The sequence below is a fragment of the Mesorhizobium sp. P2_C7 genome, assembly GCF_056404515.1.
This window is the reverse complement of the sequence record NZ_JBFUDW010000020.1, coordinates 30881-52728: the sequence shown is the minus strand read 5'-3', so window position 1 is coordinate 52728 and position 21848 is coordinate 30881. Positions and strand designations below refer to the sequence as shown.

At 63.1% G+C, this 21848-nt stretch carries 26 protein-coding genes; 15 read left to right on the top strand and 11 right to left on the bottom strand.

Translation table 11 applies throughout. From position 1 onward, the window contains the following. The first annotated feature begins 29 nt into the window (after nt 1–29). The 3 genes from AC1D2G_RS31030 to AC1D2G_RS31020 are packed head-to-tail and all read left to right on the top strand — an operon-like array spanning nt 30 to nt 2553. Nucleotides 30–659 carry a DUF1285 domain-containing protein gene (locus AC1D2G_RS31030; protein ID WP_457151227.1) on the top strand — a complete coding sequence of 210 codons (630 nt, stop codon included), beginning with the start codon at nt 30–32 and terminating at the stop codon, nt 657–659. Next, nucleotides 659–1291 carry a CoA pyrophosphatase gene (locus AC1D2G_RS31025; protein ID WP_457151224.1) on the top strand — a complete coding sequence of 211 codons (633 nt, stop codon included), beginning with the start codon at nt 659–661 and terminating at the stop codon, nt 1289–1291. Before AC1D2G_RS31030 ends, AC1D2G_RS31025 begins: the two co-directional genes overlap by 1 nt. After that, on the top strand, nt 1288–2553 hold the full coding sequence (locus tag AC1D2G_RS31020) for a CCA tRNA nucleotidyltransferase (RefSeq protein WP_457151225.1): 1266 nt from the start codon (nt 1288–1290) through the stop codon (nt 2551–2553). The genes AC1D2G_RS31025 and AC1D2G_RS31020 overlap by 4 nt, the downstream gene beginning before the upstream one ends. A gap of 2 nt (nt 2554–2555) precedes the next feature. Here the strand turns inward: AC1D2G_RS31020 and AC1D2G_RS31015 are convergent, their stop codons facing one another. The 3 genes from AC1D2G_RS31015 to hemF form a co-directional block, all read right to left on the bottom strand. Continuing rightward, nucleotides 2556–2741, bottom strand: coding sequence for a DUF1059 domain-containing protein (locus AC1D2G_RS31015; protein WP_095090837.1), 186 nt, complete (start codon nt 2739–2741; stop codon nt 2556–2558). Nucleotides 2742–2968: 227 nt separating this feature from the next. Next, nucleotides 2969–3229, bottom strand: coding sequence for a DUF1344 domain-containing protein (locus tag AC1D2G_RS31010; RefSeq protein WP_457151226.1), 261 nt, complete (start codon nt 3227–3229; stop codon nt 2969–2971). A 269-nt stretch (nt 3230–3498) separates the two neighbouring features. Further along, nucleotides 3499–4413, bottom strand: a complete 915-nt coding sequence (gene hemF / locus AC1D2G_RS31005; RefSeq protein WP_095090838.1) for an oxygen-dependent coproporphyrinogen oxidase — start codon at nt 4411–4413, stop codon at nt 3499–3501. A 124-nt stretch (nt 4414–4537) separates the two neighbouring features. Between hemF and AC1D2G_RS31000 the strand changes: the two genes are divergently transcribed. Next, nucleotides 4538–4795, top strand: a complete 258-nt coding sequence (locus tag AC1D2G_RS31000) for a hypothetical protein (protein ID WP_095090839.1) — start codon at nt 4538–4540, stop codon at nt 4793–4795. Here the strand turns inward: AC1D2G_RS31000 and soxR are convergent. Together soxR and AC1D2G_RS30990 are read right to left on the bottom strand one after the other, a co-directional pair. Further along, nucleotides 4792–5271, bottom strand: coding sequence for a redox-sensitive transcriptional activator SoxR (gene soxR, locus AC1D2G_RS30995; protein WP_457155080.1), 480 nt, complete (start codon nt 5269–5271; stop codon nt 4792–4794). The two genes, AC1D2G_RS31000 and soxR, sit on opposite strands and share 4 nt — an antisense overlap. A gap of 134 nt (nt 5272–5405) precedes the next feature. Then, nucleotides 5406–5864, bottom strand: coding sequence for a tRNA (cytidine(34)-2'-O)-methyltransferase (locus AC1D2G_RS30990; RefSeq protein WP_477418818.1), 459 nt, complete (start codon nt 5862–5864; stop codon nt 5406–5408). A 284-nt stretch (nt 5865–6148) separates the two neighbouring features. Here AC1D2G_RS30990 and AC1D2G_RS30985 point away from each other — a divergent pair, with 284 nt between their 5' ends. Genes AC1D2G_RS30985 through AC1D2G_RS30965 form a run of 5 tightly spaced genes read left to right on the top strand, consistent with a single transcriptional unit; the run spans nt 6149 to nt 11352 of the window. Next, nucleotides 6149–6751: a hypothetical protein gene (locus tag AC1D2G_RS30985; protein ID WP_477418816.1), complete on the top strand. Its 603-nt coding sequence runs from the start codon at nt 6149–6151 to the stop codon at nt 6749–6751. Nucleotides 6752–6779: 28 nt separating this feature from the next. After that, nucleotides 6780–8663 carry an ABC transporter ATP-binding protein gene (locus AC1D2G_RS30980; RefSeq protein ID WP_477418814.1) on the top strand — a complete coding sequence of 628 codons (1884 nt, stop codon included), beginning with the start codon at nt 6780–6782 and terminating at the stop codon, nt 8661–8663. 10 nt (nt 8664–8673) lie between these two features. Beyond that, nucleotides 8674–10557, top strand: coding sequence for an ABC transporter ATP-binding protein (locus AC1D2G_RS30975; RefSeq protein WP_457154203.1), 1884 nt, complete (start codon nt 8674–8676; stop codon nt 10555–10557). A 20-nt stretch (nt 10558–10577) separates the two neighbouring features. Further along, the gene (locus AC1D2G_RS30970) at nt 10578–11045 is read left to right on the top strand and encodes a GNAT family N-acetyltransferase (protein ID WP_457154202.1); all 468 of its coding nucleotides are present in this window, start codon (nt 10578–10580) and stop codon (nt 11043–11045) included. A gap of 1 nt (nt 11046) precedes the next feature. Then, nucleotides 11047–11352, top strand: a complete 306-nt coding sequence (locus AC1D2G_RS30965; protein WP_457154201.1) for a DUF6665 family protein — start codon at nt 11047–11049, stop codon at nt 11350–11352. 57 nt (nt 11353–11409) lie between these two features. On the opposite strand, the gene AC1D2G_RS30960 is transcribed toward AC1D2G_RS30965, so the two are convergent. After that, a complete protein-coding gene (locus tag AC1D2G_RS30960) occupies nt 11410–11754 on the bottom strand; it encodes a cupin domain-containing protein (RefSeq protein ID WP_477300327.1) in 345 nt (114 codons plus the stop codon). A 313-nt stretch (nt 11755–12067) separates the two neighbouring features. Between AC1D2G_RS30960 and petA the strand changes: the two genes are divergently transcribed. The 6 genes from petA to AC1D2G_RS30930 all read left to right on the top strand — a co-directional run bounded on the left by petA (nt 12068) and on the right by AC1D2G_RS30930 (nt 17540). Then, on the top strand, nt 12068–12628 hold the full coding sequence (petA, locus tag AC1D2G_RS30955; protein WP_457154199.1) for a ubiquinol-cytochrome c reductase iron-sulfur subunit: 561 nt from the start codon (nt 12068–12070) through the stop codon (nt 12626–12628). A gap of 16 nt (nt 12629–12644) precedes the next feature. Next, nucleotides 12645–13946, top strand: a complete 1302-nt coding sequence (locus tag AC1D2G_RS30950; protein ID WP_477228218.1) for a cytochrome b — start codon at nt 12645–12647, stop codon at nt 13944–13946. Nucleotides 13947–13974: 28 nt separating this feature from the next. After that, entirely contained in the window at nt 13975–14832 is an 858-nt protein-coding gene (locus tag AC1D2G_RS30945; RefSeq protein WP_477228217.1) for a cytochrome c1, read from the top strand. Between the two features lie 130 nt (nt 14833–14962). Further along, on the top strand, nt 14963–15658 hold the full coding sequence (locus tag AC1D2G_RS30940) for an acid phosphatase (protein WP_477228216.1): 696 nt from the start codon (nt 14963–14965) through the stop codon (nt 15656–15658). A 181-nt stretch (nt 15659–15839) separates the two neighbouring features. Next, nucleotides 15840–16985 (top strand): alpha-hydroxy acid oxidase, encoded by a 1146-nt coding sequence (locus AC1D2G_RS30935; protein WP_477418812.1) that lies wholly within the window; start codon nt 15840–15842, stop codon nt 16983–16985. Nucleotides 16986–16994: 9 nt separating this feature from the next. Continuing rightward, complete coding sequence (locus AC1D2G_RS30930) at nt 16995–17540, top strand: adenine phosphoribosyltransferase (RefSeq protein WP_095090850.1); 546 nt, start codon at nt 16995–16997, stop codon at nt 17538–17540. 121 nt (nt 17541–17661) lie between these two features. Here AC1D2G_RS30930 and AC1D2G_RS30925 read toward each other — a convergent pair whose 3' ends face one another. The 5 genes from AC1D2G_RS30925 to pth form a co-directional block, all read right to left on the bottom strand. Beyond that, nucleotides 17662–18132 carry a MaoC family dehydratase gene (locus AC1D2G_RS30925; protein WP_477289521.1) on the bottom strand — a complete coding sequence of 157 codons (471 nt, stop codon included), beginning with the start codon at nt 18130–18132 and terminating at the stop codon, nt 17662–17664. Beyond that, nucleotides 18129–18599 (bottom strand): MaoC family dehydratase, encoded by a 471-nt coding sequence (locus AC1D2G_RS30920; RefSeq protein WP_477228213.1) that lies wholly within the window; start codon nt 18597–18599, stop codon nt 18129–18131. Before AC1D2G_RS30920 ends, AC1D2G_RS30925 begins: the two co-directional genes overlap by 4 nt. 124 nt (nt 18600–18723) lie before the next feature. Continuing rightward, entirely contained in the window at nt 18724–19698 is a 975-nt protein-coding gene (gene corA, locus AC1D2G_RS30915; RefSeq protein ID WP_477418810.1) for a magnesium/cobalt transporter CorA, read from the bottom strand. A 213-nt stretch (nt 19699–19911) separates the two neighbouring features. Continuing rightward, nucleotides 19912–21015, bottom strand: a complete 1104-nt coding sequence (ychF, locus tag AC1D2G_RS30910) for a redox-regulated ATPase YchF (protein ID WP_095090854.1) — start codon at nt 21013–21015, stop codon at nt 19912–19914. A 98-nt stretch (nt 21016–21113) separates the two neighbouring features. Continuing rightward, a complete protein-coding gene (gene pth / locus AC1D2G_RS30905; protein ID WP_477418808.1) occupies nt 21114–21836 on the bottom strand; it encodes an aminoacyl-tRNA hydrolase in 723 nt (240 codons plus the stop codon). Nucleotides 21837–21848: the final 12 nt, after the last annotated feature.

Below are 21848 nucleotides of genomic sequence, written 5' to 3'. Positions count from 1 at the left end.
AGCGGAACAACAGTGACTATTTCGTGACCATGACGGAACACTCCGAACATCGCCAGCTAAGCCTCACGACCGCCACCGAGGCGCGCGGTCTCGAAGCGCTGATCTCGCGCGCCGCCCGCGCCGGCAAGGGCGCGGCGCCGGTCGAGCGCTGGAATCCCGACTTCTGCGGCGATCTCGACATGGAGATCAAGGCTGACGGCACCTGGTTCTATCTGGGCACGTCGATCGGACGCATGCCACTGGTGCAGCTGTTCTCCTCGGTGCTGCGCAAGGACGCGGACGGCAGGACCTATCTGGTGACACCGGTGGAACGGGTCGGCATCCGCGTCGCCGACGCGCCATTCATCGCCGTCGAGATGGATGTTTCGGGCAGTGGCGACGCGCAGATTATCACCTTCCGCACCAATGTCGGCGATGTCGTCGAAGCCGGACCGGAACGGCCGCTGCGCTTTGTCGACGAGAGCGAGACCGGTGGCCTGAAACCCTATGTGCTGGTGCGCGGCCGGCTGGAAGCGCTGGTGGCGCGGCCGGTGATGTATGAGCTGGTCGGACATGGCGAGGAGATCGAGATCGGCGGCAAGACCATGTTCGCCGTGCGCTCCAAGGGCGCGGTGTTTGCGATCATGCCGGCGGACCAGCTGAAGCGGCTGAGCGCGTGATGGACCAGATGTCAACGGCGCCGTTTTCCGCAGCGGACTTTCGCGCGCGCTTTGCGGCACAGCCGGATGCGCATGCCGGCGACGACTATGGTGACCATCGCTTCAATCCAGGCCATCCACGCCTCAACCATGGCAAGCCGCTGCGCAATGCCGCGGTGCTGATCCCGGTGGTCGATCATGAGGGCGAAGCCACGGTTCTGTTGACCAAACGGGCCGAAAGGCTGCGCAACCATTCGGGGCAGGTGGCCTTTCCCGGCGGCACCATCGATGCGACCGATGCCAGTCCGGAAGCGGCGGCTGTGCGCGAGACCTTAGAGGAAATCGGCCTTGCTCAGGATCGCATCGAGATCATCGGCCGCATGCCCGACTACGTAGCCGGCAGCGGCTACCGCATCGCGCCGGTGCTGGGCATCGTGCGGTCCGGTTTCCGGCTCAGCTTGAATGCCGACGAGGTCGATGCCGCCTTCGAAGTGCCGCTGCGTTTCCTGATGGACCCGGCCAACCACAAGCGCGACAGCCGCATGTGGAACGATCTCGAATGGTTCTTCTACGACATGCCCTATGGCGACCGGCGCATCTGGGGCGTCACCGCCGGCATTATCCGTACGCTCTACGAAAGGCTCTATGCGTGAATGTCTCTATCGCGGGCCGGGCCGAGTGGCTCGGCGACAAGCATCTGCAGCGCCTGCTTGCCGCATTGGCGCAAAGCGGCGAAGAGGCGCGTGTTGCCGGTGGCGCGGTACGCAACACGCTGATGGGCCAGCCGGTTGCCGACATCGACATCGCCACCACCTGTCTGCCGCAGGAAACCATCCGCCGCGCCGAGGCGGAAGGCTTCAAGGCGGTTCCGACCGGCATCGAGCATGGGACGATCACCGTGGTTGCCGGCGGCAAGCCATATGAGATCACCACCTTACGCGCCGATGTCGAGACCGATGGCCGTCGCGCCAAGGTGTCGTTCGGGAGCGACTGGAAGCTCGACGCCGAGCGGCGCGACTTCACCATCAACGCGCTCTATGCCGAGGCCGATGGCACGGTGATCGACCTGGTCGGCGGCATCGCCGACATCGAGGCGCGCCGGTTGCGCTTCATCGGCGATCCGGAAGCGCGCATCCGCGAGGATTATCTGCGCATCCTGCGCTTCTTCCGCTTCTTCGCCTGGTACGGCGATGGCCGGCCGGATGCCGAGGGGCTGAAAGCCTGTGCCCGGCTGAAGGAAGGGCTGGCCCAGCTTTCGGCCGAGCGCATCTGGTCGGAACTGAAGAAGCTTCTGTCGGCGCCCGATCCTTCGCGGGCGTTGCTCTGGATGCGGCAGGCCGGCGTATTGACCGCCGCGCTGCCGGAAAGCGAGAAATGGGGCATCGACGCGATCCATGCGCTGACCAAGGCCGAGAAGGATCTGGACTGGGCACCTGACCCCCTGCTCAGGCTGGAAGCGATCGTGCCGCCGGATGCCGCGCGCATGAAGACGCTCGCCGAGCGGCTCAAATTTTCGACCGCCGAAGCGGATCGCCTGCGCCACTGGACGTTGGCCACCGCCGCCGAGCCGAAGACGACGGAGGGCGAGTTGGCAAAGCGGCTCTATCGCGGCGACCGACAGGGGTTCGTCGACCGCCTGCGGCTGTCGCTTGCGGGCGCGCGGATGCGCGCCGTCCAGGACAATGACGCGTTGCTCGAAGCCGGCGGCTTTTCGCGCCTGCTTACCTTCGCCCTGAAATGGGAGAAGCCGTTGTTTCCGCTAAAGGGCGCCGATCTGACGCGGCTCGGCGCAACTCCAGGGCCGAAGCTTGGGGAAATCCTCAAGACCCTTGAGACTGAATGGGTCGAAGCGGGCTTTTCGCCCGATCGCGGCGCGCTGCTTGAACGCGCCGCGGAAGCCTTGAAAGCAGGCTGAAGTCACGCAGCGTCGCGGGTCTTCTCGATGCGCGAGCGGATCGCCTCGATCATCGTCTCGCGGATGACCGCCTCGCCATGGGTCTCGCGCATGTGCTCTACGGCACGGCGCATGACCTCGGCCTCCTCGTCGGCACGCGTGTGCCAGTCACAGCCGGGCACCAGCGACCCGCAGTGAAATTGTTTCATGGGATTTCTCCTTTTCCTCCGCGGAGCCTGAGGCTCCGATAGTTTTTCGGCTCATGGTCCAAATCCAGGATGGGAACTTGGGCCGCGAGCGGGGGAACAGCATAACACAGATGGGGCGGCATTGGTCGCAGTCAACGGCGAAAAGGCGGAGCAGCGCTGCTCCGCCCTCTTACGCTATCCCAAAGCAGGACCAGAAATCGTCTCGTCCTGCTGTGGCAGGCAGGCTGTCACTTTGCGATCTTGACGGCCTCGGCAACCTTGTTCTTGCCGCTCATCTCCCATGAGACGCGAACCTTTTCACCGACCTGAAGGCCAGGATCCTTGAAGGTCTTGGGAAGCGTAAAAGACGATCCGTCATCGAGGACAAGGCTCATGGCCGTTGCGTCAAAGGTCTTGATCGTTCCGGTGGTGTGCTTGACGGCGGCGAATGCCACCGAACCGGAAGCGAGAAGGGCAGCCGCGGCAGCCGAAACAATGATCCTGCGCATTGCGAAGTACTCCTGGAAAAGGCGGGTATCCTTTTTGACGAAGATGTCCCGCATCGTCTGGGCCGTCCGGTCGCGTCGGGTCGCGGCTCGCTTCTGTTTTGCTCTCAGGCGAACCGCCGGCGCTTCCCGACCCGGCGCAGGAAATAGGCCAGCCTTTTCAATCGCCTATTAGACGAAAAAGAAATCTTTCGCGGTGCTGTATGCCACATTCCATGCCCATTTCGAGCAAATGGGACATCAATGCGGCTCACATCGCGCTCACCATTTTGTTACGGCCAGCGGACCTCGGGCGGCAGGCTGGAGAGGATCGAGGCGACATTGCCGCCGGTCTTCAGTCCGAAGATGGTGCCGCGATCGTGAAGCAGGTTGAATTCGACATAGCGGCCACGCCGGATGAGCTGTTCGTCGCGGTCGCCATCGGTCCAGTTCTCATTGAAGTTGGCGCGCACGAGGTGGCCGTAGACGACGAGAAAGGAGCGTCCGACATCCTGGACGAAGTTGAAATCAGCGTTCCAGCCGCCTTTGTCCTCGCCCGAATGCAGCCAGTCGAAAAAGATGCCGCCGGTGCCGCGCGGCTCGTTGCGATGCGGCAGATAGAAATACTCGTCGCACCAGGCCTTGAATTTCGGATAATCGGCGACCTCGGGGCTCTTCTCGCAAGCGAACTGCATGGCCCGGTGGAAGGCGATGGTGTCGGGATCGTCCTGGGTGCGCCGACGGTCGAGCACCGGCGTCAAATCGGCGCCGCCGCCGAACCATTGGCTAGACGTGACGACCATGCGGGTGTTCATGTGCACGGCCGGAACGTTGGGGTTCCAGGGGTGAGCGATCAGCGAAATGCCGCTGGCCCAGAAGCGCGGGTCTTCCTCGGCGCCGGGCATCTGCTTCCTGAATTCGGGTGAGAACTCGCCATAGACCGTCGAGGTGTGGACGCCGACCTTCTCGAAGACGCGGCCATGCATCATCGACATGGTGCCGCCGCCGCCGCGGCCCTCGTCGCGCTCCCATGGCGTCTTTTCGAAACGGCCTGGCGACCACGAGGCCAGCGGGCCGCCAAGATCCTGCTCGATTTGCTCGAAGGCGCCACAGATGCGTTCGCGCAGCGCCTCGAACCAAAGGCGCGCCTTCATCTTCTTCTGTTCGATGTCGGCGGGCAGGCCTGCCGGTATTTCAGGTCGTTCCAAGTGCCGTCTCCGGTTGCGGGGGCCGAGTCCCTACAAATGACTCGTCTTTTGCCGGCGCGATCCCTAATCTCTTAGGGGCAAGGGTCAAGTGTCCAAGCGTCATTAAGGTGCAAGGAGTTGTTTCGTGCGCACCCCGGCAAGACCACCGCTGGATGGCCTGAAGAAAAGGCTCGACCAAAGCCGGACCGAGCGCACGCGCATGCCACGCGACGGGTTTTTGCGCGAGACCTTCGTGCTGCCGCGCTCCGATGCGCGCCTCAAGGCCAAGGAATGGTTCGAGCGCTTTCCCAAGCAGGCCTACTGGACCGAGATCGAAAGCTGGTTCGAGCGACCGGGCGACCTGATCGAATTCACCATCAGGCGGCTGCCGGCGGCGGATTAGGATTTCAGGTACCTTTTCCCCGAACGGAGAGAAGGTGTAGCCACCAACCGTCTCGCCCCCGTGCCGTCCCTAGACAGGCGGTCGCCCTTGTTCCTGAGCGGGCATTTGTCGATCGACATGCAGCCGCAGCCGATGCAGTCGGTCAGCCCGTCGCGCAGTTTCTTCAACTGGGCGATCTTGTGATCGAGCCCGTCGCGCCAGGCGGTGGACAAAAGGTTCCAGTCGTCGCGGGTCGGCGTGCGGCCCTCTGGCAGGGATGCCAAGGCGGCACCGATCTCGGCCAGCGAGATGCCGACCTCCTGCGCGACCTTGATGATCGCCACGCGCCGCAGCACGTCGCGGCCGTAGCGGCGCTGGTTGCCGGACGTGCGGTGGCTGCGGATCAGGCCGCGCGCCTCATAGAAATGCAGAGCCGACACCGCCACCCCGCTGCGCATCGCCACCTGGCCGACCGTTAATTCCGTTACTGGTGCCATCCTTGCTTTCCCGCCTCGATTTTATCGCTTGACCTCAAGTTAAGTTGAGCTTGTAGCAAGAAACCCAGGATGTGCAAATGAAGGAGAGGGCGATGTGCGCCTGGGTCAAATTGACGGGGGTTGCCAGCGAACTCCTAGCCGAGTTGCCGGATGGCTTCACCCGCCACCATGGCGACGGACAGCGCGACGTTGATGCTGCGCGCGGCACCCTGCATGGGGATGGTCAGCCGCGCATCCGCCGTTTGATGGACAGCATCCGGCACGCCTGCGGATTCGCGGCCGAACAAAAGGATGTCGCCACTGGCGAAGGCAAAGCTCGTGTAGGGAATCGCGGCCTTGGTCGACAGAAGCACCAGCCGGCGGGCGCCCGCCCTGCGCCAGTCCTCGAAGGCGTGCCAATCGACATGCCGGGTCAGATCAGCCATTTCGAGGTAATCCATGCCGGCTCGCTTAAGCGCCCGGTCGGAGAGCGGAAAGCCGGCCGGTTCGATGATATCGACGCCAAGGCCGAGGCAAGCGGCAAAGCGCAGGATTGTGCCGGTGTTGCCGGCGATATCAGGCTGGTAGAGCGCGATGCGGAGACGGTCGTTCATTTCCGCGTCCTTCTAATAAGTGGCAGATCGGCCACAGCCGGCTCGCGGTTTTGGAAATTGCTGGACCTGCGGGTGGCCATTTTCTGCGAAGTCGGGTATGTCAGACCCATTGTCAACCCGAACCGATGGAGGGGAAATTCATGATGACCATGCACATCCAGCGCCCCTCTCGTGGGCTTGTTCGCCCCATGGCGGTTTCGGTACGACAATTCTCCTGGCTCTCTAAGACTTGATCGCACCGATTCCCGCCGAAACGCTTTTTCGGCTCTCGAAGGAATCCTGCGATGTTTTTCAAACTGTCAAAGGGGCTGAACGCCCCGCCTGAACGTGTCCAGACCGACGCTTGTCGTGTCCAGACTGACGCCCGCCGTCATGTCCAGACCAACGACTACCGTCGTGTCCAGACCGACGCAATCCGTGCCTCCGGCCGAATGCCGGCGGACGATATGGATTCACCTTTTCATCTCTATTTTCACACGGAGGACGGACCGATGTTCGATCCCTACAGAATACCTGGCTCGAGGAGCCTGCACGACCAGAAAATGGCAACCTGGGCGCTGCTGATCGGCGAAACCTATTCGTCGGCGGTGCATGCCGAAGTCCGCCGCCGGCCGCATCGCGGCATGCTGCCGGATGTCGATTTCTCGCACGCGGTTCCCGACCCGAGCCGGCCGTCGCTGGTGCGCCGGATCATCCGGCTGATCCGGCCGGGGCCGAAGCTCCGGGTTGTCGACACCGCGCCGTCAGGATCGACAAGCACGGCTGTCGGCGAAAAGAGCGCGAGCCCCTATATAGCGCGAAGCAGGACCGATGGCTCGGACGATGCCGAGCCATCGGTCCTTGACGCCGAGCGGTCTGGCGACTTCGTACGTTCCCACGCCGCGTGAGCGGAAAACAGATTTGTGAGCATGACTTATGTTGTTCGGCTGGTTTGAAAAAAGGCTCGACCCGTTCCCCGCAGCGGAACCGGTCGAGCCGCCCAAGACGCTGGTCGCCTTCTGCGTGCATTACACACGCGGGGCCTGGCCCTACATCCTTCTTGACGCGGTGCTGGTGACGGCCATCGCCATCGCCGAAGTGTGGATGTTCGGCTTCCTCGGCCGGATCGTCGACTGGCTGTCGGGGCAGAATCGCGAAACCTTCCTGCAGACGGAAGCATGGAAGCTCGCCGGCATGGCGTTCATCGTGCTGTTCGCGCTGCCGGGAACGGTGTGGCTCCATTCGCTGCTCAACCAGCAGACGCTGATGGGTAACTATCCCATGCGCATACGCTGGCAGGTGCACCGCTACCTGCTCAAGCAATCGATGAGCTTCTACCAGGACGAGTTCGCCGGCCGCATCGCCACTAAGCTGATGCAGACGGCGCTCGCCGTGCGCGAATGCGTCATCAAGCTGATCGATGTGCTGAACTACGTCATCGTCTATTTCCTTGGCATGCTCTTCATTGTCGGCTCGGCCGACTGGCGGTTGGCAACGCCGCTTGTCGTCTGGCTCGTCGGCTATGTCCTGCTGCTGCGCTATTTCATTCCGCGGCTGGGCAAGGTCGGCGAAGAACAGGCCAATGCCCGATCGACCATGACCGGCCGCGTCGTCGACAGCTACAGCAACATCCAGACGGTCAAGCTGTTCAGCCATGCACGCCGCGAAGCATCCTTCGCCAAGGAGGGCATGGCCGGCTTCCTCGAGACGGTCTACCGGTCGATGCGGCTGGTGACGGTGCTGTATGGCGTCCTCTATATCCTGAACGCGCTGCTGCTGTTCTCCGTCACCGCGCTGTCGCTATGGCTGTGGCTGGGGCAGGCGGTGACGATCGGCGCGGTCGCCGTGGTCATCGGGCTGGTGCTCCGGATGTGGGGCATGTCGCAGTGGATCATGTGGGAAATGTCGGGCCTGTTCGAGAACATCGGCACCGTGCAGGACGGCATCGCCTCGATCTCGTTGCCGCGCCTGGTCGAGGACCGGCCGGGGGCCAAGGACATCTCCGTCACCAGGGGCGAGATCCGCTTCGACGACATCCGGTTCCACTATGGCAAGCAGAAAGGTGTCATCGAGGGCCTGTCGCTGACGGTGAAGCCGGGCGAGAAGGTCGGCATTGTCGGCCGCTCGGGCGCCGGCAAGTCGACGCTGGTCAACCTCCTGCTGCGCTTCTACGACCTGGAAGCTGGCCGGATTCTGATCGACGGCCAGGAGATCGCCGGCGTGACGCAGGATTCGCTGCGCGCCCAAATCGGCATGGTCACGCAGGACACCTCCCTGCTGCATCGTTCGGTGCGTGAAAACATCCTCTATGGCCGGCCTGACGCCAGCGACGAATTGCTCGTCGAGGCGGCGCGGCGCGCCGAGGCGCTGGACTTCATCTCCGGGCTTTCGGATGCCAAGGACCGCAAGGGATTCGACGCCCATGTCGGCGATCGCGGCGTCAAATTGTCCGGCGGCCAGCGGCAACGCATCGCCATTGCTCGCGTTATGTTGAAGGACGCACCTATACTTATCCTTGACGAGGCGACGTCCGCGCTCGATTCCGAGGCTGAAGCGGCCATCCAGGAGAATCTCTACAAGCTCATGCAAGGCAAGACCGTCATCGCCATCGCGCACCGGCTGTCGACCATCGCGGCGATGGACCGGCTGGTGGTGATGGACAGGGGCCACGTCATCGAGGAAGGTTCGCACGAGGAACTCGTCGCCCGGGGCGGGCTCTACGCGCAGCTCTGGCAGCGTCAGTCGGGCGGGTTCCTGCTCGACGATGGCCCGGCCGATGCCGCCAATGACGCACGTGCAAAGGGGCAAGCCGCAGAATGATGGCCGCCGCATGATGACAGCCGTCTATCGCTGGTTCGAGAACTGGGTCTATCCGTTCAGGGAGCCGGCGAATCTTCGGCCACCGACGAGCGTCGGCGGTTTTCTCTGGCACTATGTCGGCCAGGCGAAATTCGCCTTTTTCGCCATGCTGCTCATCGGCGGCATAGCACCGCTGGTCGAAGCCGGCCTGTTCTACTTCGTCGGGCGGCTGGTCGACATTCTCGACCAGCTTCCCGGCGAGCGCAGCTGGCACGCGCTGTGGAATGCCGCCGGCCCCGAACTGGTGTTCATGATCGCGGTGGTGCTGGTCATCCGCACCATCGTCGTCGGCCTGTCAGCGCTGGTCGACGAACAGACAATCACGCCCGGCTTCTACAATCTGGTGCGCTGGCAGGCGCACCGGTACGTGTCGCGCCAGTCCTACGCCTTCTTCCAGAACGATTTCGCCGGCCGCATCGCCACCAAGGTCTGGCAGGCGGGCCAAGCCACCGGTGACCTGATGGAAAGCTTCATCGAGGTCATCTGGTTCATGATCGTCTATACCGTGACGACGCTGGCGCTGGTCGCCGGGCTGGATCTCAGGCTGGCCGTGCTGGTGGTGATCTGGATTTCCGCCTTCGGCTGGCTGGCCAAGCTCTATCTGCCGGCAATCCGTAAGCACGCAGAGGAAACCGCCGAAGCCGGCTCGATGATCACCGGCCGCATCGTCGATTCCTATTCGAACGTGCAGACGCTGAAACTGTTCTCGGCCGATGGCGACGACCGCTACATCAAGAACGGCTTCGACATCTATCTCGACGCGCTGCGCCCGTTCACCCGCCGACTGACCGGCGTGCGTATGGCGCTGACGACACTGTCGGGCATCATGATCACGACGATCGGTTGCTTTGCCGTCTATCTGTGGCTCGAAGGCTCGATCACCGTTGGCGCGGTCGCCTTCACGCTGTCGCTGGTGCTGCGGCTCAACATGCTGCTCGGCCGGGTGATGATGCAGCTCAACGGCATATTGCGTAATCTCGGTGTGCTGGAAAACTCCAAGGCGCTGGTCTCGCAGCCGCTCGGCCTCACCGATGCGCCCGGCGCAAAAGAACTCGTGGTGGCCGGTGGGCGCATCGAGGTCAAGAATGTCGAGTTCCACTACGGCAAGGGGTTCGGCGTGCTCAACGGCATCGACCTAGTCGTGCGGCCGGGTGAAAAGGTCGGGCTGGTCGGGCCGTCCGGCGCCGGCAAGACGACGCTCGCCAATCTGATCCTGCGGCTCTACGATCTGGAAAGCGGGTCCATCACCATCGACGGTCAGGACGTCGCTGGTGTGACGCAGAATTCGCTGCGCGCCAATATCGGTGTCGTCAGCCAGGACACGGCACTGTTCCACCGTTCGCTGCGCGACAACATCAAACTCGGCATGCCTGACGCGACCGATGCCGAGATGATCGCTGCGGCCAGGAAGGCCGAGGCGCACGAATTCATCGTGGGCCTTCGCGACAACCGGGACCGTGCCGGCTACGAGGCCTTTGTCGGCGAGCGCGGCGTCAAACTGTCGGGCGGCCAGCGCCAGCGCGTGGCAATCGCCCGCGTCTTCCTCAAGGACGCGCCGATCCTGATCCTCGACGAGGCGACGTCGGCGCTGGACTCGGACATCGAGGCGGCGATCCAGGAGAATCTGGCGTTGCTGATGGAGGATAAGACGGTCATCGCCATCGCCCATCGGCTGTCGACCATCGCCGCGCTCGACCGGCTGGTGGTGCTCGACGGCGGCCGCATCGTCGAACAAGGCACGCATGACGAACTGGTGGCGCTTGACGGGCTCTATGCGCGGCTGTGGCAGCGGCAGTCCGGCGGCTTCCTCTATCACGAGGAAAGCGTGCTCGAAGAGACGCGACCGGCGGAATGAGGGGGCGGCGGAGTGAGGGCATGGGTGGATCGGCGGAGGTCGGCTTTGTGCTCAAGCGGCTCCGGCCAACCACGCCGGGCTTCGACGCGCTGAAGGAGGAGAGCCGTCTGGAGGGGTACTGGATGCTGGTGCGCCTGGCGGATGGCTGGGCAAGCGGCCGCAACAAGTTCCTGAAGCGGGGCGAGGCGCTGTACGGCACATGGCATGGCCGCGACCTTGCCGGTGTGTGCGGGCTGAACATCGATCCTTATTTCGAGGCGAGGGACCAGGGCCGGGTCCGGCACCTGTTCGTCAGCGCGCCTCACCGCCGCACCGGCCTTGGCCGCATGATGGTCGAGACCGTCATCGATAGGGCGCGTCAGCATTTTACCGCGCTGAACACCCGTGCGCCGCAAGAAGCCTTCGCGTTCTATGAGCGGCTTGGCTTCCAGCCGGTGATAGGCGAAGAATTCGTCACACACCGCATGATTTTTGGGAAAGGAGGCTGAAATGTCGCTGCGTCCTCCATCTGCCAGCGCCACGGCTGCCGAAGCCGCCTTCGACGCGCTCGGCCATGAAATCCTCGCCGAGAAGGCGGCAGCACTCGGCCGCGCCGGCCAGCGGGTCGAGGAAACGCTGGGGAGGCTGCGCGACAATGGCGATGAGAACCTGCGTCCCCGTCTCCTCAAGGAGGCCGCAGAGGCGGTGCACGGCTATTTCATCCAGCGCGAACTGTGCGGATTGCGAAAGCATGACGCCGTCATTCGCGAATACAACATCCCGAAGGCGGTTCTGGTCAGGCTCGGCGCGAAATAGCTCTTTTGTTCGACCATGACCTCCGGCGAAAACTGGTTCCCGCTTTCGGGATCATGGTCATTCCAGCCATTCGGTGATGAAGGTGCCGTTCTCGTGGATGTCGGTGGTTTCCAGAGGGCCCGGTCCGAGATTGGTGAATTTGTGCGGCGTGTTGGGCGGAACGATCACGATCTGGCCGGCAAAGGCCTCGACCTCCTGGTCGCCGACCGTGAACAGGCCGGTGCCCTGGCGGATGATGAAGATCTCTGCGTAGGGATGCGTGTGGAGCCGGGGGCCGCCGCCGACATCAGGCAGATAGTTGAAGATCAGGCAGGACTTGGAGCCGTAGGCGCCGCATTGCAGCTCGCCCTTCCAGCCGTCAGAGCGAACAGCCCATGTGTCGCGGTCTATGACGTGTGCCATGGTGGCAAGGATAGACCGGGCCGGTGTCCGGTGTCGAGGTGGAGGCGACCCCGGAATTGCGGTTGTTTCCCTGTTGTTTAGCGATCTTTGGCGGCCATCCGGCGTCGCGCTGACCGAGGACGGATTTTGTCCCCGCGACAATCTGCCCTTGTGCCTTCACCCGTCTGGACAAAAACGGGCTTCACGCATAAACCGAAGTCCAAATGCCGGAGGAATTCGCAAGCCTGTTCGCCATGCGCTGTCGGGTTGGCGCAATTGAGCGGGGAACATGGCTCAGCCACCGGCGCGGAATAGGCGAAAGGATCAGGCACCCGTGAGCGCAACCGACACCCAGGATCCCAACCGTCGTGATTTTCTCTATGTCGCCACCGGCATGGCCGCGGTGGTCGGCGCGGGTGCCCTCGCATGGCCGTTCATCGACCAGATGCGCCCTGACGCCTCGACACTGGCGTTGGCTTCCGTCGAGGTCGACGTCGCTTCACTGACCCCGGGCATGTCGCTGATTGTCAAATGGCGTGGCAAGCCTGTCGTGGTGCGCAACCGCACCGAGCAGGAGATGAAGGACGGCGAGGCGGTCAAGCTGACAGACCTCAAGGATCCGATCGCCCGCAACGCGAACCTTCCGGCCGACGCGCCGGCGACCGACGCCAACCGCACCACGCCCGGCAAGGAAGCCTGGATGGTGATGGTCCAGGTCTGCACGCATCTGGGCTGCATTCCGCTCGGCCAGGAAGGCGAATTCGGCGGCTGGTTCTGCCCGTGCCACGGTTCGCAATACGACACGGCCGGCCGCATTCGCAAAGGCCCGGCGCCCGAGAACATGGCAGTGCCGGTATTCAAGTTCATTTCCGATACCAAGATCCTTATCGGTTGAGGCAGGGGATATTTCGATGAGCGAGGGACACTCGACCTATACGCCCAAGACCGGTATCGAACGCTGGTTCGACGCCCGCATGCCGCTGCCGCGGATGGTCTATGACAGTTTCATCGCCTATCCGGTGCCGCGCAACCTGAACTATGCGTGGACCTTCGGCGGTATCCTGGCGATCATGCTGGTGTCGCAGATGCTGACCGGCATCGTGCTGGCCATGCACTTTGCGGCCGACACCAGTCTCGCCTTCGATTCGGTCGAGAAGATCATGCGCGACGTGAATTCGGGCTGGCTGTTGCGCTATCTCCATGCCACAGGCGCCTCGTTCTTCTTTATGGCCGTTTATATCCACATCTTCCGTGGCCTTTATTACGGCTCCTACAAGGCGCCGCGCGAGCTGCTGTGGATCCTCGGCTGTATCATCTACCTCCTGATGATGGCGACGGCCTTCATGGGCTATGTGCTGCCGTGGGGCCAGATGAGCTTCTGGGGCGCCACCGTCATCACCGGCTTCTTCAGCGCAATCCCGCTGGTCGGCGAATGGATCCAGCAACTGCTGCTCGGCGGTTTCGCCGTCGACAACCCGACACTGAACCGCTTCTTTGCGCTGCACTACCTCTTGCCGTTCATGATCGCCGGCGTCGTCGTGCTGCATGTCTGGGCGCTGCATGTCGTCGGCCAGTCGAATCCGACCGGCATCGAGGTCAAGTCGAAGACCGACACCGTCGCCTTCACCCCTTACGCGACCATCAAGGACGCGTTCGGCATGATCGTGTTCCTGTTCTTCTTCGCCTATTTCGTCTTCTACATTCCGAATTTCCTTATGGCGCCCGACAATTACATCGTGGCCAATCCGCTGAAGACACCGGCGCATATCGTGCCTGAATGGTACTTCCTGCCGTTCTACGCGATCCTGCGCGCCATCACTTTCAACATCGGGCCGATCAATTCCAAGCTCGGCGGCGTGATCTGCATGTTCGGCGCCATCGTCATGCTGTTCCTGGTGCCGTGGCTTGACACCTCGAAGGTGCGGTCGGCGGTGTACCGGCCCTGGTACAAGCTGTTCTTCTGGCTGTTCGTGGCCGATGCCATCCTGCTCGGCTGGCTGGGCTCGCAGCCGGCGGAAGGCAGCTACGTGTTCATGGCGCAGATGGCGACACTGTTCTACTTCGCCTTCTTCCTGGTCGCGCTGCCGGTGCTCGGCCTGATCGAGACGCCGCGGCGGCTGCCGAATTCGATCACCGAAGCGGTGCTCGAGAAGAACAAGGGTGGCGGTCATCATCCTGCGGGGGCTACGGCCGCGCCGGAAACCAAGGGCTGAGCGGGTAGAGAATCTAAGGGGATTTGGCATGAAGAAGATTCTCACCTCGCTGGCGTTGCTCGGCCTCGTGGTTGTTGGCACCGGGGCGATCGCCGCCGAGGAGGCACACAACGCGGCCGCACCGACGCATTTCCCGATCAACGAGCCGAAGGAGATGGACTGGAGCTTCGCCGGGCCGTTCGGCACCTACGACAAGGCGCAGCTGCAGCGCGGCCTGAAGGTCTACAAGGAAGTCTGTTCGGCCTGCCATTCGATGAATTTGGTGGCGTTCCGCACGCTGTCGGACCTCGGCTATTCGGACGCGCAGATCAAGACGCTGGCGGCCGAGTACACCATCCATGACGGCCCGAACGACGCCGGCGACATGTTCGACCGCCCTGGCAAGCCGTCCGACCACTTCCCGCCGCCATTCGCCAACGAGGAAGCCGCCGCTGCCTCGAATGGCGGCGCTGCCCCGCCCGACATGTCGCTGCTGGCCAAGGCGCGCGGCGTCGAGCGCGGCTTCCCGCGCTTCGTCTTCGATATCTTCACGCAGTATGCCGCGGGCGGCCCCGACTACATCCATTCGCTGCTGACGGGCTACGACCAGACGCCGCCGGCCGGAATGGTCATCCCGGAAGGCACCCACTACAATCCGTACTTCATGTCGGGCGTGTCGCTGAAGATGCCCAAGCCGCTGTCCGACGGCCAGGTGACCTATGACGACGGCGCGCCGCAGACCATCGACCAGTATTCCCGCGACGTCTCTGCCTTCCTGATGTGGGCGGCCGAGCCGCATATGGAAGACCGCAAGAAGACCGGCTTCCGCGTGCTGGTGTTCCTGCTTTTGTTCGGTGCGCTGGTCTATCTCACCAAGCGCAAGGTGTGGGAAGGCGTGGCGCACTAAACCGCGCACAGCCATACGATCAAAAAAGGGCGCCGAAAGGCGCCCTTTGCATTTGGGGAGGCCTGTGGTGTCACATGGCCGTCACCGCATCCGGCGATCCTGTGCCGCTCTCACCAAAGGATCGCCCCCCATGAAAAGATACGCATCGCTCGCGGCAGGCTTGCTGCTGCTCATCCTCGGCTCGGCCGCGCAAGCAGAAGACGCCCAGCCCTTCATCACCAACAAGGATGTCGACCTGACGATGATCCTGCCGCCGCCGCCGGCAAACGATTCGGCGCAGACCAAGGCCGAACTTGGCGAGGTGCTGACGCTGCAGGTGACGCGCACGCCCGAAATGGTGGCCAGCGCTGTTGCCGACGCCGAGGAGAATGTCTGGCGCTTCGCCAATGTGATGGGGCCGAAGTTCAACAAGGAAACACTGCCGAAATTCAGTGCTTTCTTCGATCGCGTGGTGGCCACCGAAGGCGCCGTCGTCGATCCGGCCAAGGATGTCTGGAAGCGCCCGCGTCCGCACCAGCTCAGCGACCTCGTCAAGCCCGCGGTCAAGCTGTCCAGCTCCGGTTCGTGGCCTTCCGGCCACGCCACCGTCGGCACCATGATGGGCATCATCCTGTCTGACATGGTTCCGGAAAAGCGCGCCGAGATCATGGCGCGTGCGGCTGAATACGCCCACAATCGCGAGGTTGGCGGTATCCATTACGCGTCCGATGTTGAAATGGGCAAGATTTCCGGCAGCGTGATCGCCGCCGTCTTGCTCAACCGGGACGACTTCAAGGCCGAATACGACGTGGCCAAGGCCGAGCTTCGTTCCGATCTCGGCATGTAATTTTTCGCTAGCTGCCGGTTTCCGACGAAAGGGGCGCTTCGGGCGCCCCTTTTTGTGCTGGCGATTGTAGCTCGTGGGACGGCTCGGCAATTAGGCCGTTGGCACGGAGACAACAGGTTGATATTCGACGCACCAAACGGTGGCGAAGCGATTGCCACGATATGACGTCTGGAAATCAATGATGCGGCTCAGCGACTGTCACAATTTTTCCGATTTCCGCCGCATGGCGCAACGGCGGCTGCCGGGGCCGATCTTCGACTATATCGACGGCGCGGCGGACGACGAGGTCACCTATCGCCGCAACACCGAAAGCTTCGATGCCTGCGATCTGGTTCCCAACGTCCTGCGCGGCGTCAGCGAGATCGACATGTCGGTGACGGTGATGGGTCAAAAGCTGGCGATGCCGGTCTATTGTTCGCCGACCGCCTTGCAGCGGCTGTTCCATCATCAGGGCGAGCGCGCGGTCGCCAAGGCCGCGGCCAAATACGGCACGATGTTCGGCGTCTCCTCGCTTGGCACCGTCAGCCTCGAGGAGGCGCGCGGGATCAGCAGCGGCCCGCAGGTCTACCAGTTCTATTTCCATCGGGATCGCGGCCTCAACCGGGCGATGATGCAGCGAGCAAAGGAGGTTGGCGTCGAAGTGATGATGCTGACCGTCGACAGCATCACCGGGGGAAACCGCGAACGCGACAAACGCACCGGCTTTGCCATCCCCTTCAAGCTCAACCTGGCCGGGATGCTGCAGTTCGCGATCAAGCCGGCCTGGGCGATCAATTATTTCACCCATGAGGGGTTCAAGCTGCCGCAGCTGGACGAGCATGTCGACATGGGCGGCGGCACCATGTCGATCAGCCGTTACTTCACCGAAATGCTCGACCCGTCGATGACGTGGGACGATGTCGCAGAGATGGTCAGGCTGTGGTCGGGTCCGTTCTGCCTCAAGGGCGTCATGTCGGTGGAGGACGCCAAACGCGCCGTCGAGATCGGATGCAGCGGCATCGTGCTGTCGAACCATGGCGGCCGGCAGCTGGATGGCTCGCGAGCGGCGTTCGACCAGCTTGCCGAGATCGTCGACGCGGTCGGCGACAAGATCGACGTCATCATGGATGGCGGCGTGCAGCGCGGCACGCATGTGCTGAAGGCGCTGTCGCTCGGCGCCAAGGCGGTCGGCGTCGGCCGCTACTATCTGTTCCCGCTCGCGGCGGCCGGCCAGCCGGGCGTCGAACGGGCGCTCGAACAGATGCGGGTCGAGATCGAGCGCGGCATGAAGCTGATGGGCTGCAGTTCGATCGAACAATTGTCGCGCAAGAATCTCCGTTTCAGGTAATCTCGACCCATGAAATCCTCCCTCGAAGACTCACTGCTTGCCGCGATCCGTACCATTCCGGATTATCCCAAGCCCGGCATCCTGTTTCGCGACATCACCACGCTGCTCGGCAATGCGCGCGCCTTCCGCCGCGCCATTGACGAGCTGGTGCATCCCTATGCCGGCCAGAAGATCGACAAGATCGCCGGCATCGAGGCGCGTGGTTTCATCCTTGGCGGCGCCGTCGCCCATCAGCTCTCGGCCGGTTTCGTGCCGATCCGCAAGAAGGGCAAGCTGCCTTTCGAGACCGTGCGCGTCGCCTACAGCCTTGAATACGGGCTCGACGAGATGGAGATGCACAAGGACGGCGTTTCTCCTGGCGAGAAGGTGATCCTCGTCGACGATCTGATCGCCACGGGCGGCACCGCGGAAGCGGCGGTCAAACTGCTGCGGCAGATCGGCGCCGACATCCTTGCAGCCTGCTTCGTCATCGACCTGCCGGATCTCGGCGGCCGCGCCAAGCTCGAAGCGCTCGGCGTGCCGGTGAGGACGCTGATCGGATTCGAGGGGCATTGAGGGGACCTCTTGCCTTCTCCCCTTGTGGGAGAAGGTGGCCGAGCGAAGCCCGGTCGGATGAGGGGTGTTCCAGGGAGCACCGACGTCTTCTCCCACAAGGGAGAAGGGAGAAGCGCCGGGCTTACTCCACCTTCACCAGCACTGCGCTTTCGAACTCCAGCACCTTGTCGCCGGTCGAATCGAAGGCCTCGCAACGCAACGCCAGCAGCCGCCAGCCGGGGCGTGAGGCGATCGGCCGGTGGGAAAGTGCCGTACGCGTGAAGGTGATCGTTTGCCCGGCATAGACCGGCTTCAGCCATTTCAGGTTCTTAAAGCCAGGCGAGGGGCCGAATTCCGGCACCGGGCCGGGCCCGCTCCACGCAGCGATCTCGGCGTCCATGCTGCTTGCCAAATTGAGTTTCATCCAGGTCGCGGCCGTGTGCCAGCCCGACGCGCAGAGCCCGCCGAGCACGCTCTTCTTGGCTGCTTCCTCGTCGATATGAAAAATTTGCGGGTCGTATTTCCTGGCGAACGCCTTGATCGCCTCTGGCTCGAATGTGTGCGAGCCGAGCGTAACGGTAGTGCCGATGCGGAAGAATTCGTCCAGTGTCATGCTGCGCTCCCGGTAGCGTCTCGCGTGAGGAACATGACGGAGTTTTCGAGCTCGAAGACGCTTTCGCCGCGCTGGTTGAGCAGTTCGCTGCGCATGGTGACGAAGCCGAGCTGCGGCTTCGACCGCGACAGGCGCTTGGTGAGAACCACCAGGCTTCCTGTCAGCGTGTCACCGGCCAGCACCGGCTTCTTCCATTTCACCTGATCGACCCCGGGCGATCCCTGGCAGGTGGAGTCGAGCAGGAAAGCATCGCACAGCATGCGCATGAACATGGCTGAGGTATGCCAGCCCGAAGCGGAGAGGCCGCCGAGGATGCTCGCCTTGCCGGCTTCCTCATCGAGATGCATGGGCTGCGCRTCGAATTCGCTGGCGAATTCGATGATTTCGGCGGCGCTCACTTGCTTGCTGCCGAGGTCGAACAAGGCGCCCTCGACAAAGTCCTCATAGGCCCAGGTTTTTGCAGTCATGGTCTGGAATCCGGTTCATAGACCCACGATTTCGGATCGGGGTTTCCGGATGCAGGCAGGCCGCCGTTTGGTCAAGAGATTTCTATAGCGCCACGTCACGGCCACGTGGCCTTTGGCGGACGGGTCAAAGCCAGCCGCGGCGGCGGAAATACCAGAAGGGCAGGATCGCCGACAAGATCATCAGGCCGATCGCGAAGGGATAGCCGAGCTGCCATTTGAGCTCGGGGATGATGTCGAAATTCATGCCATAGATCGAAGCCACCAGCGTCGGCGGCAGGAAGATGACGGCGGCGACCGAGAAGATCTTGATGATGGCGTTCTGCTCGATCGAGATCATGCCGAGCGTGGCATCGAGCAGGAAGCTGATCTTCTGCGACAGGAAGGTGGCGTGGTCGGCTAGCGACAGCACGTCGCGCAACAGCGTCTTGATGCGCGCCTTGGTGTCCTTGCTCATCTTGGTCCGGGTCGAGGCGTGGGCGAAGAAACCGGCCAAGCGCTGCAGCGAGATCAGGCTGTCGCGGATCGAGGAGGCGATGTCCTCCTTGCGGCCGATGGCTTTCAGGAGATCCTGGAAATCGCGATTGCGCTTGGAAACCTTGGTCGACCGCGCCTCGAAGATATCGCGCGAAATCGCCTCGATGTCGCGGCCGGCGCGCTCCAGGATGTCGGCGAGGCGATCGACGATCGCCTCCAGCAACCCGATCAGAATGGTGTCGCCGCTGGTGCAGCCGGTTGCCACTTTTTCGGCGCGTTGCGGAAAGGTCTTGAATGCCTTCGGTTCGTGATAGCGCACGGTGATCAGCCGGGAGCCGGCGAGCACAAAGGTGACCGGCGACATCAGGGGATCGTCAACCTCGGTCTGGGCGGGCAGGGTGGCGGTCATGAAGTAGGCGCCGTCCTCGACATAGAGGCGGCTCGAAATCTCGATCTCCTCCATCTCCTCGCGCGTCGGAATGGCGACGCCGAGCCAGCTTTCGATCGCCACTTCCTCTTCCCTGGTCGGGTTGAGCAGGTCGGCCCAGACGACGTTCTCGCCGTTTGCCAGGAGATCGTCGATGACGCGCAGGCGGTCATTGTCCACGACGAAGGCCTTGATCATCGCCGGGTCTCCCTTGTTGGGGCCAAAGGGTGCGTTCGGATTGAAGCTCGTGTCGGATGGCACGGCGGTCCGGCGCGTGCACCTGCCGCTTAGTCCTGTGGCGTGACAAAATCAAGACAAGCAACTGGCGGGCGAATGACTCCGGCGGCTCGGAAGAACTCTTAGAGCTGCCGGTACCGGAAGGGCTTGCCGCCAAGCGTGATCTTCACAAAATCAGGTGTTGAACTTGAACAGCAGGACGTCGCCGTCCTGGACGACATATTCCTTGCCTTCGTCGCGCGCCTTGCCGGCTTCCTTGGCCGCCACTTCGCCGCCCAGCGTGATGAAGTCGTTGTAGGCGATGGTCTGGGCGCGGATGAAGCCGCGCTCGAAATCGGTGTGGATGACGCCTGCGGCCTGCGGTGCCTTGGCGCCCTTGTGCACGGTCCAGGCGCGCGTTTCCTTGGGGCCGGCGGTGAAATAGGTGATCAGCTGCAACAGCTCGTAGCCGGCGCGGATGACCTTGTTCAGGCCGGGCTCGTCGAGGCCGAGCGAGGACAGGAATTCCATCTCCTCCTCGTCCGACAACTGGGCGACTTCCGCTTCGATCGCGGCCGAGATCACCACGGTGCTGGCGCCTTGCGCTGTGGCCATCTTTTCCACGGCCCTTGTGTGCTCGTTGCCGGTGGCGGCGTCCGCTTCGGCGACGTTGCAGACATAGAGCACGGGATGCGAGGTCAGAAGGTTCAGCCCCTGCAGGATGCGCAGGTCGTCCGCCGAAATACCCTTGAGCAGGATGCGGGTCGGCTTGCCGGCCTGCAGCAGCTCCAACGCCGCCTCCATCAGCGGCAGCACGGTCGTCGCTTCCTTGTCCTTGCTGCCGGCGCGCTTGCGGATCTGCACGATGCGCCGCTCGAGGCTGTCGAGATCGGCGAGCATCAGCTCGGTCTCGACCGTCTCGGCGTCGGCGACGGGGTCGATGCGGCCCTCGACATGGGTGATGTCGTCATCCTCGAAGCAGCGCAGCACGTGCACGATTGCGTCGACCTCGCGGATGTTGGCGAGGAACTGGTTGCCCAGGCCTTCGCCCTTCGAGGCGCCGCGCACCAGGCCGGCAATGTCGACGAAGGAGATGCGGGTCGGGATGATCTCCTTCGACTTGGCGATCGCCGCGATCTTCTGCAGGCGCGGATCGGGCACCGCCACCTCGCCGGTGTTCGGTTCGATGGTGCAGAACGGATAGTTGGCGGCCTGCGCCGCCGCCGTCCTGGTCAGCGCGTTGAAAAGCGTCGACTTGCCGACATTGGGCAAGCCAACGATGCCGCATTTGAAACCCATTTTGTCCGGTCCTATCGGGAAATCGAAATTTGATCAGGGCTATGGGCGATAGGGGTGATCAACGTCAAGCCCTGTAACGCCGCACGCTCCTGCTGCGTTCACTCCTTGCCGAAGAGTTTCTTCAGCATCGCGGCCATCGGGCCGCTTTCCGGCAGCTTGACTGCCGGCTGCTGCGGGCGAGCCTGGCGGACGTGACTTTGCTGCTTGGGCGCCGGCTGCTTTGGCGCCTGCTTTTCCGGCTCCGGCGCGGCCTTACCCTGGACGGCGAGGCTGGCCTTGTTCATGAAGCCGGATTCGTCGCCCTTGACGAGCATGGCGGCGTTGTCGGCGATCGCGTCGAGCAGCGGTTCCAGCCATTCGCGGTCGACCTTGGCGAAATCGCCAAGCACGTGATACTGGACCATTTCCTTGACGCCGGGATGGCCGACGCCGATGCGCACGCGGCGATAGGCGTTGCCGACATGGCCGTCGATCGAGCGGATGCCGTTATGGCCGCCGGCGCCGCCGCCGGTCTTGATGCGCAGCTTGCCCTCGGCAAGGTCGATCTCGTCGTAGAAGACGGTGAGCGCGGAAAGCTCGAGCTTGTAGAAGCGCAGCGCTTCGCCGACCGACTGGCCGGACAGGTTCATGAAGGTCTGCGGCTTGATCAGGACGATCTTTTCGCCGCCAAGCGTGCCTTCGCTAATCAGGCCCTGGAATTTCTTCGACCAGGGCGAAAAGGAATGGCGGCGGACGATTGCGTCCGCCGCCATGAAGCCGACATTGTGCCGGTTGTTGGCGTATTTCGCGCCCGGATTGCCGAGACCTGCAAACAGCAGCATCGCCTGCTCCGG

What these genes read in the sequence shown, in the direction of transcription:
- ychF (WP_095090854.1), bottom strand. Translation starts at nt 21,015, where the DNA reads ATGGGTTTCAAATGCGGCATCGTTGGCTTGCCCAATGTCGGCAAGTCG.
- AC1D2G_RS31025 (WP_457151224.1), top strand. Translation starts at nt 659, where the DNA reads ATGGACCAGATGTCAACGGCGCCGTTTTCCGCAGCGGACTTTCGCGCG.
- AC1D2G_RS31015 (WP_095090837.1), bottom strand. Translation starts at nt 2,741, where the DNA reads ATGAAACAATTTCACTGCGGGTCGCTGGTGCCCGGCTGTGACTGGCAC.
- pth (WP_477418808.1), bottom strand. Translation starts at nt 21,836, where the DNA reads ATGCTGCTGTTTGCAGGTCTCGGCAATCCGGGCGCGAAATACGCCAAC.
- AC1D2G_RS30980 (WP_477418814.1), top strand. Translation starts at nt 6,780, where the DNA reads ATGTTGTTCGGCTGGTTTGAAAAAAGGCTCGACCCGTTCCCCGCAGCG.
- AC1D2G_RS30970 (WP_457154202.1), top strand. Translation starts at nt 10,578, where the DNA reads ATGGGTGGATCGGCGGAGGTCGGCTTTGTGCTCAAGCGGCTCCGGCCA.
- corA (WP_477418810.1), bottom strand. Translation starts at nt 19,698, where the DNA reads ATGATCAAGGCCTTCGTCGTGGACAATGACCGCCTGCGCGTCATCGAC.
- AC1D2G_RS30950 (WP_477228218.1), top strand. Translation starts at nt 12,645, where the DNA reads ATGAGCGAGGGACACTCGACCTATACGCCCAAGACCGGTATCGAACGC.
- AC1D2G_RS30960 (WP_477300327.1), bottom strand. Translation starts at nt 11,754, where the DNA reads ATGGCACACGTCATAGACCGCGACACATGGGCTGTTCGCTCTGACGGC.
- AC1D2G_RS30940 (WP_477228216.1), top strand. Translation starts at nt 14,963, where the DNA reads ATGAAAAGATACGCATCGCTCGCGGCAGGCTTGCTGCTGCTCATCCTC.
- AC1D2G_RS30945 (WP_477228217.1), top strand. Translation starts at nt 13,975, where the DNA reads ATGAAGAAGATTCTCACCTCGCTGGCGTTGCTCGGCCTCGTGGTTGTT.
- AC1D2G_RS30990 (WP_477418818.1), bottom strand. Translation starts at nt 5,864, where the DNA reads ATGAACGACCGTCTCCGCATCGCGCTCTACCAGCCTGATATCGCCGGC.
- AC1D2G_RS31010 (WP_457151226.1), bottom strand. Translation starts at nt 3,229, where the DNA reads ATGCGCAGGATCATTGTTTCGGCTGCCGCGGCTGCCCTTCTCGCTTCC.
- AC1D2G_RS30965 (WP_457154201.1), top strand. Translation starts at nt 11,047, where the DNA reads ATGTCGCTGCGTCCTCCATCTGCCAGCGCCACGGCTGCCGAAGCCGCC.
- AC1D2G_RS30925 (WP_477289521.1), bottom strand. Translation starts at nt 18,132, where the DNA reads ATGACACTGGACGAATTCTTCCGCATCGGCACTACCGTTACGCTCGGC.
- AC1D2G_RS30930 (WP_095090850.1), top strand. Translation starts at nt 16,995, where the DNA reads ATGAAATCCTCCCTCGAAGACTCACTGCTTGCCGCGATCCGTACCATT.
- AC1D2G_RS30985 (WP_477418816.1), top strand. Translation starts at nt 6,149, where the DNA reads ATGTTTTTCAAACTGTCAAAGGGGCTGAACGCCCCGCCTGAACGTGTC.
- AC1D2G_RS30975 (WP_457154203.1), top strand. Translation starts at nt 8,674, where the DNA reads ATGATGACAGCCGTCTATCGCTGGTTCGAGAACTGGGTCTATCCGTTC.
- AC1D2G_RS30935 (WP_477418812.1), top strand. Translation starts at nt 15,840, where the DNA reads ATGCGGCTCAGCGACTGTCACAATTTTTCCGATTTCCGCCGCATGGCG.
- soxR (WP_457155080.1), bottom strand. Translation starts at nt 5,271, where the DNA reads ATGGCACCAGTAACGGAATTAACGGTCGGCCAGGTGGCGATGCGCAGC.
- AC1D2G_RS31030 (WP_457151227.1), top strand. Translation starts at nt 30, where the DNA reads ATGACGGAACACTCCGAACATCGCCAGCTAAGCCTCACGACCGCCACC.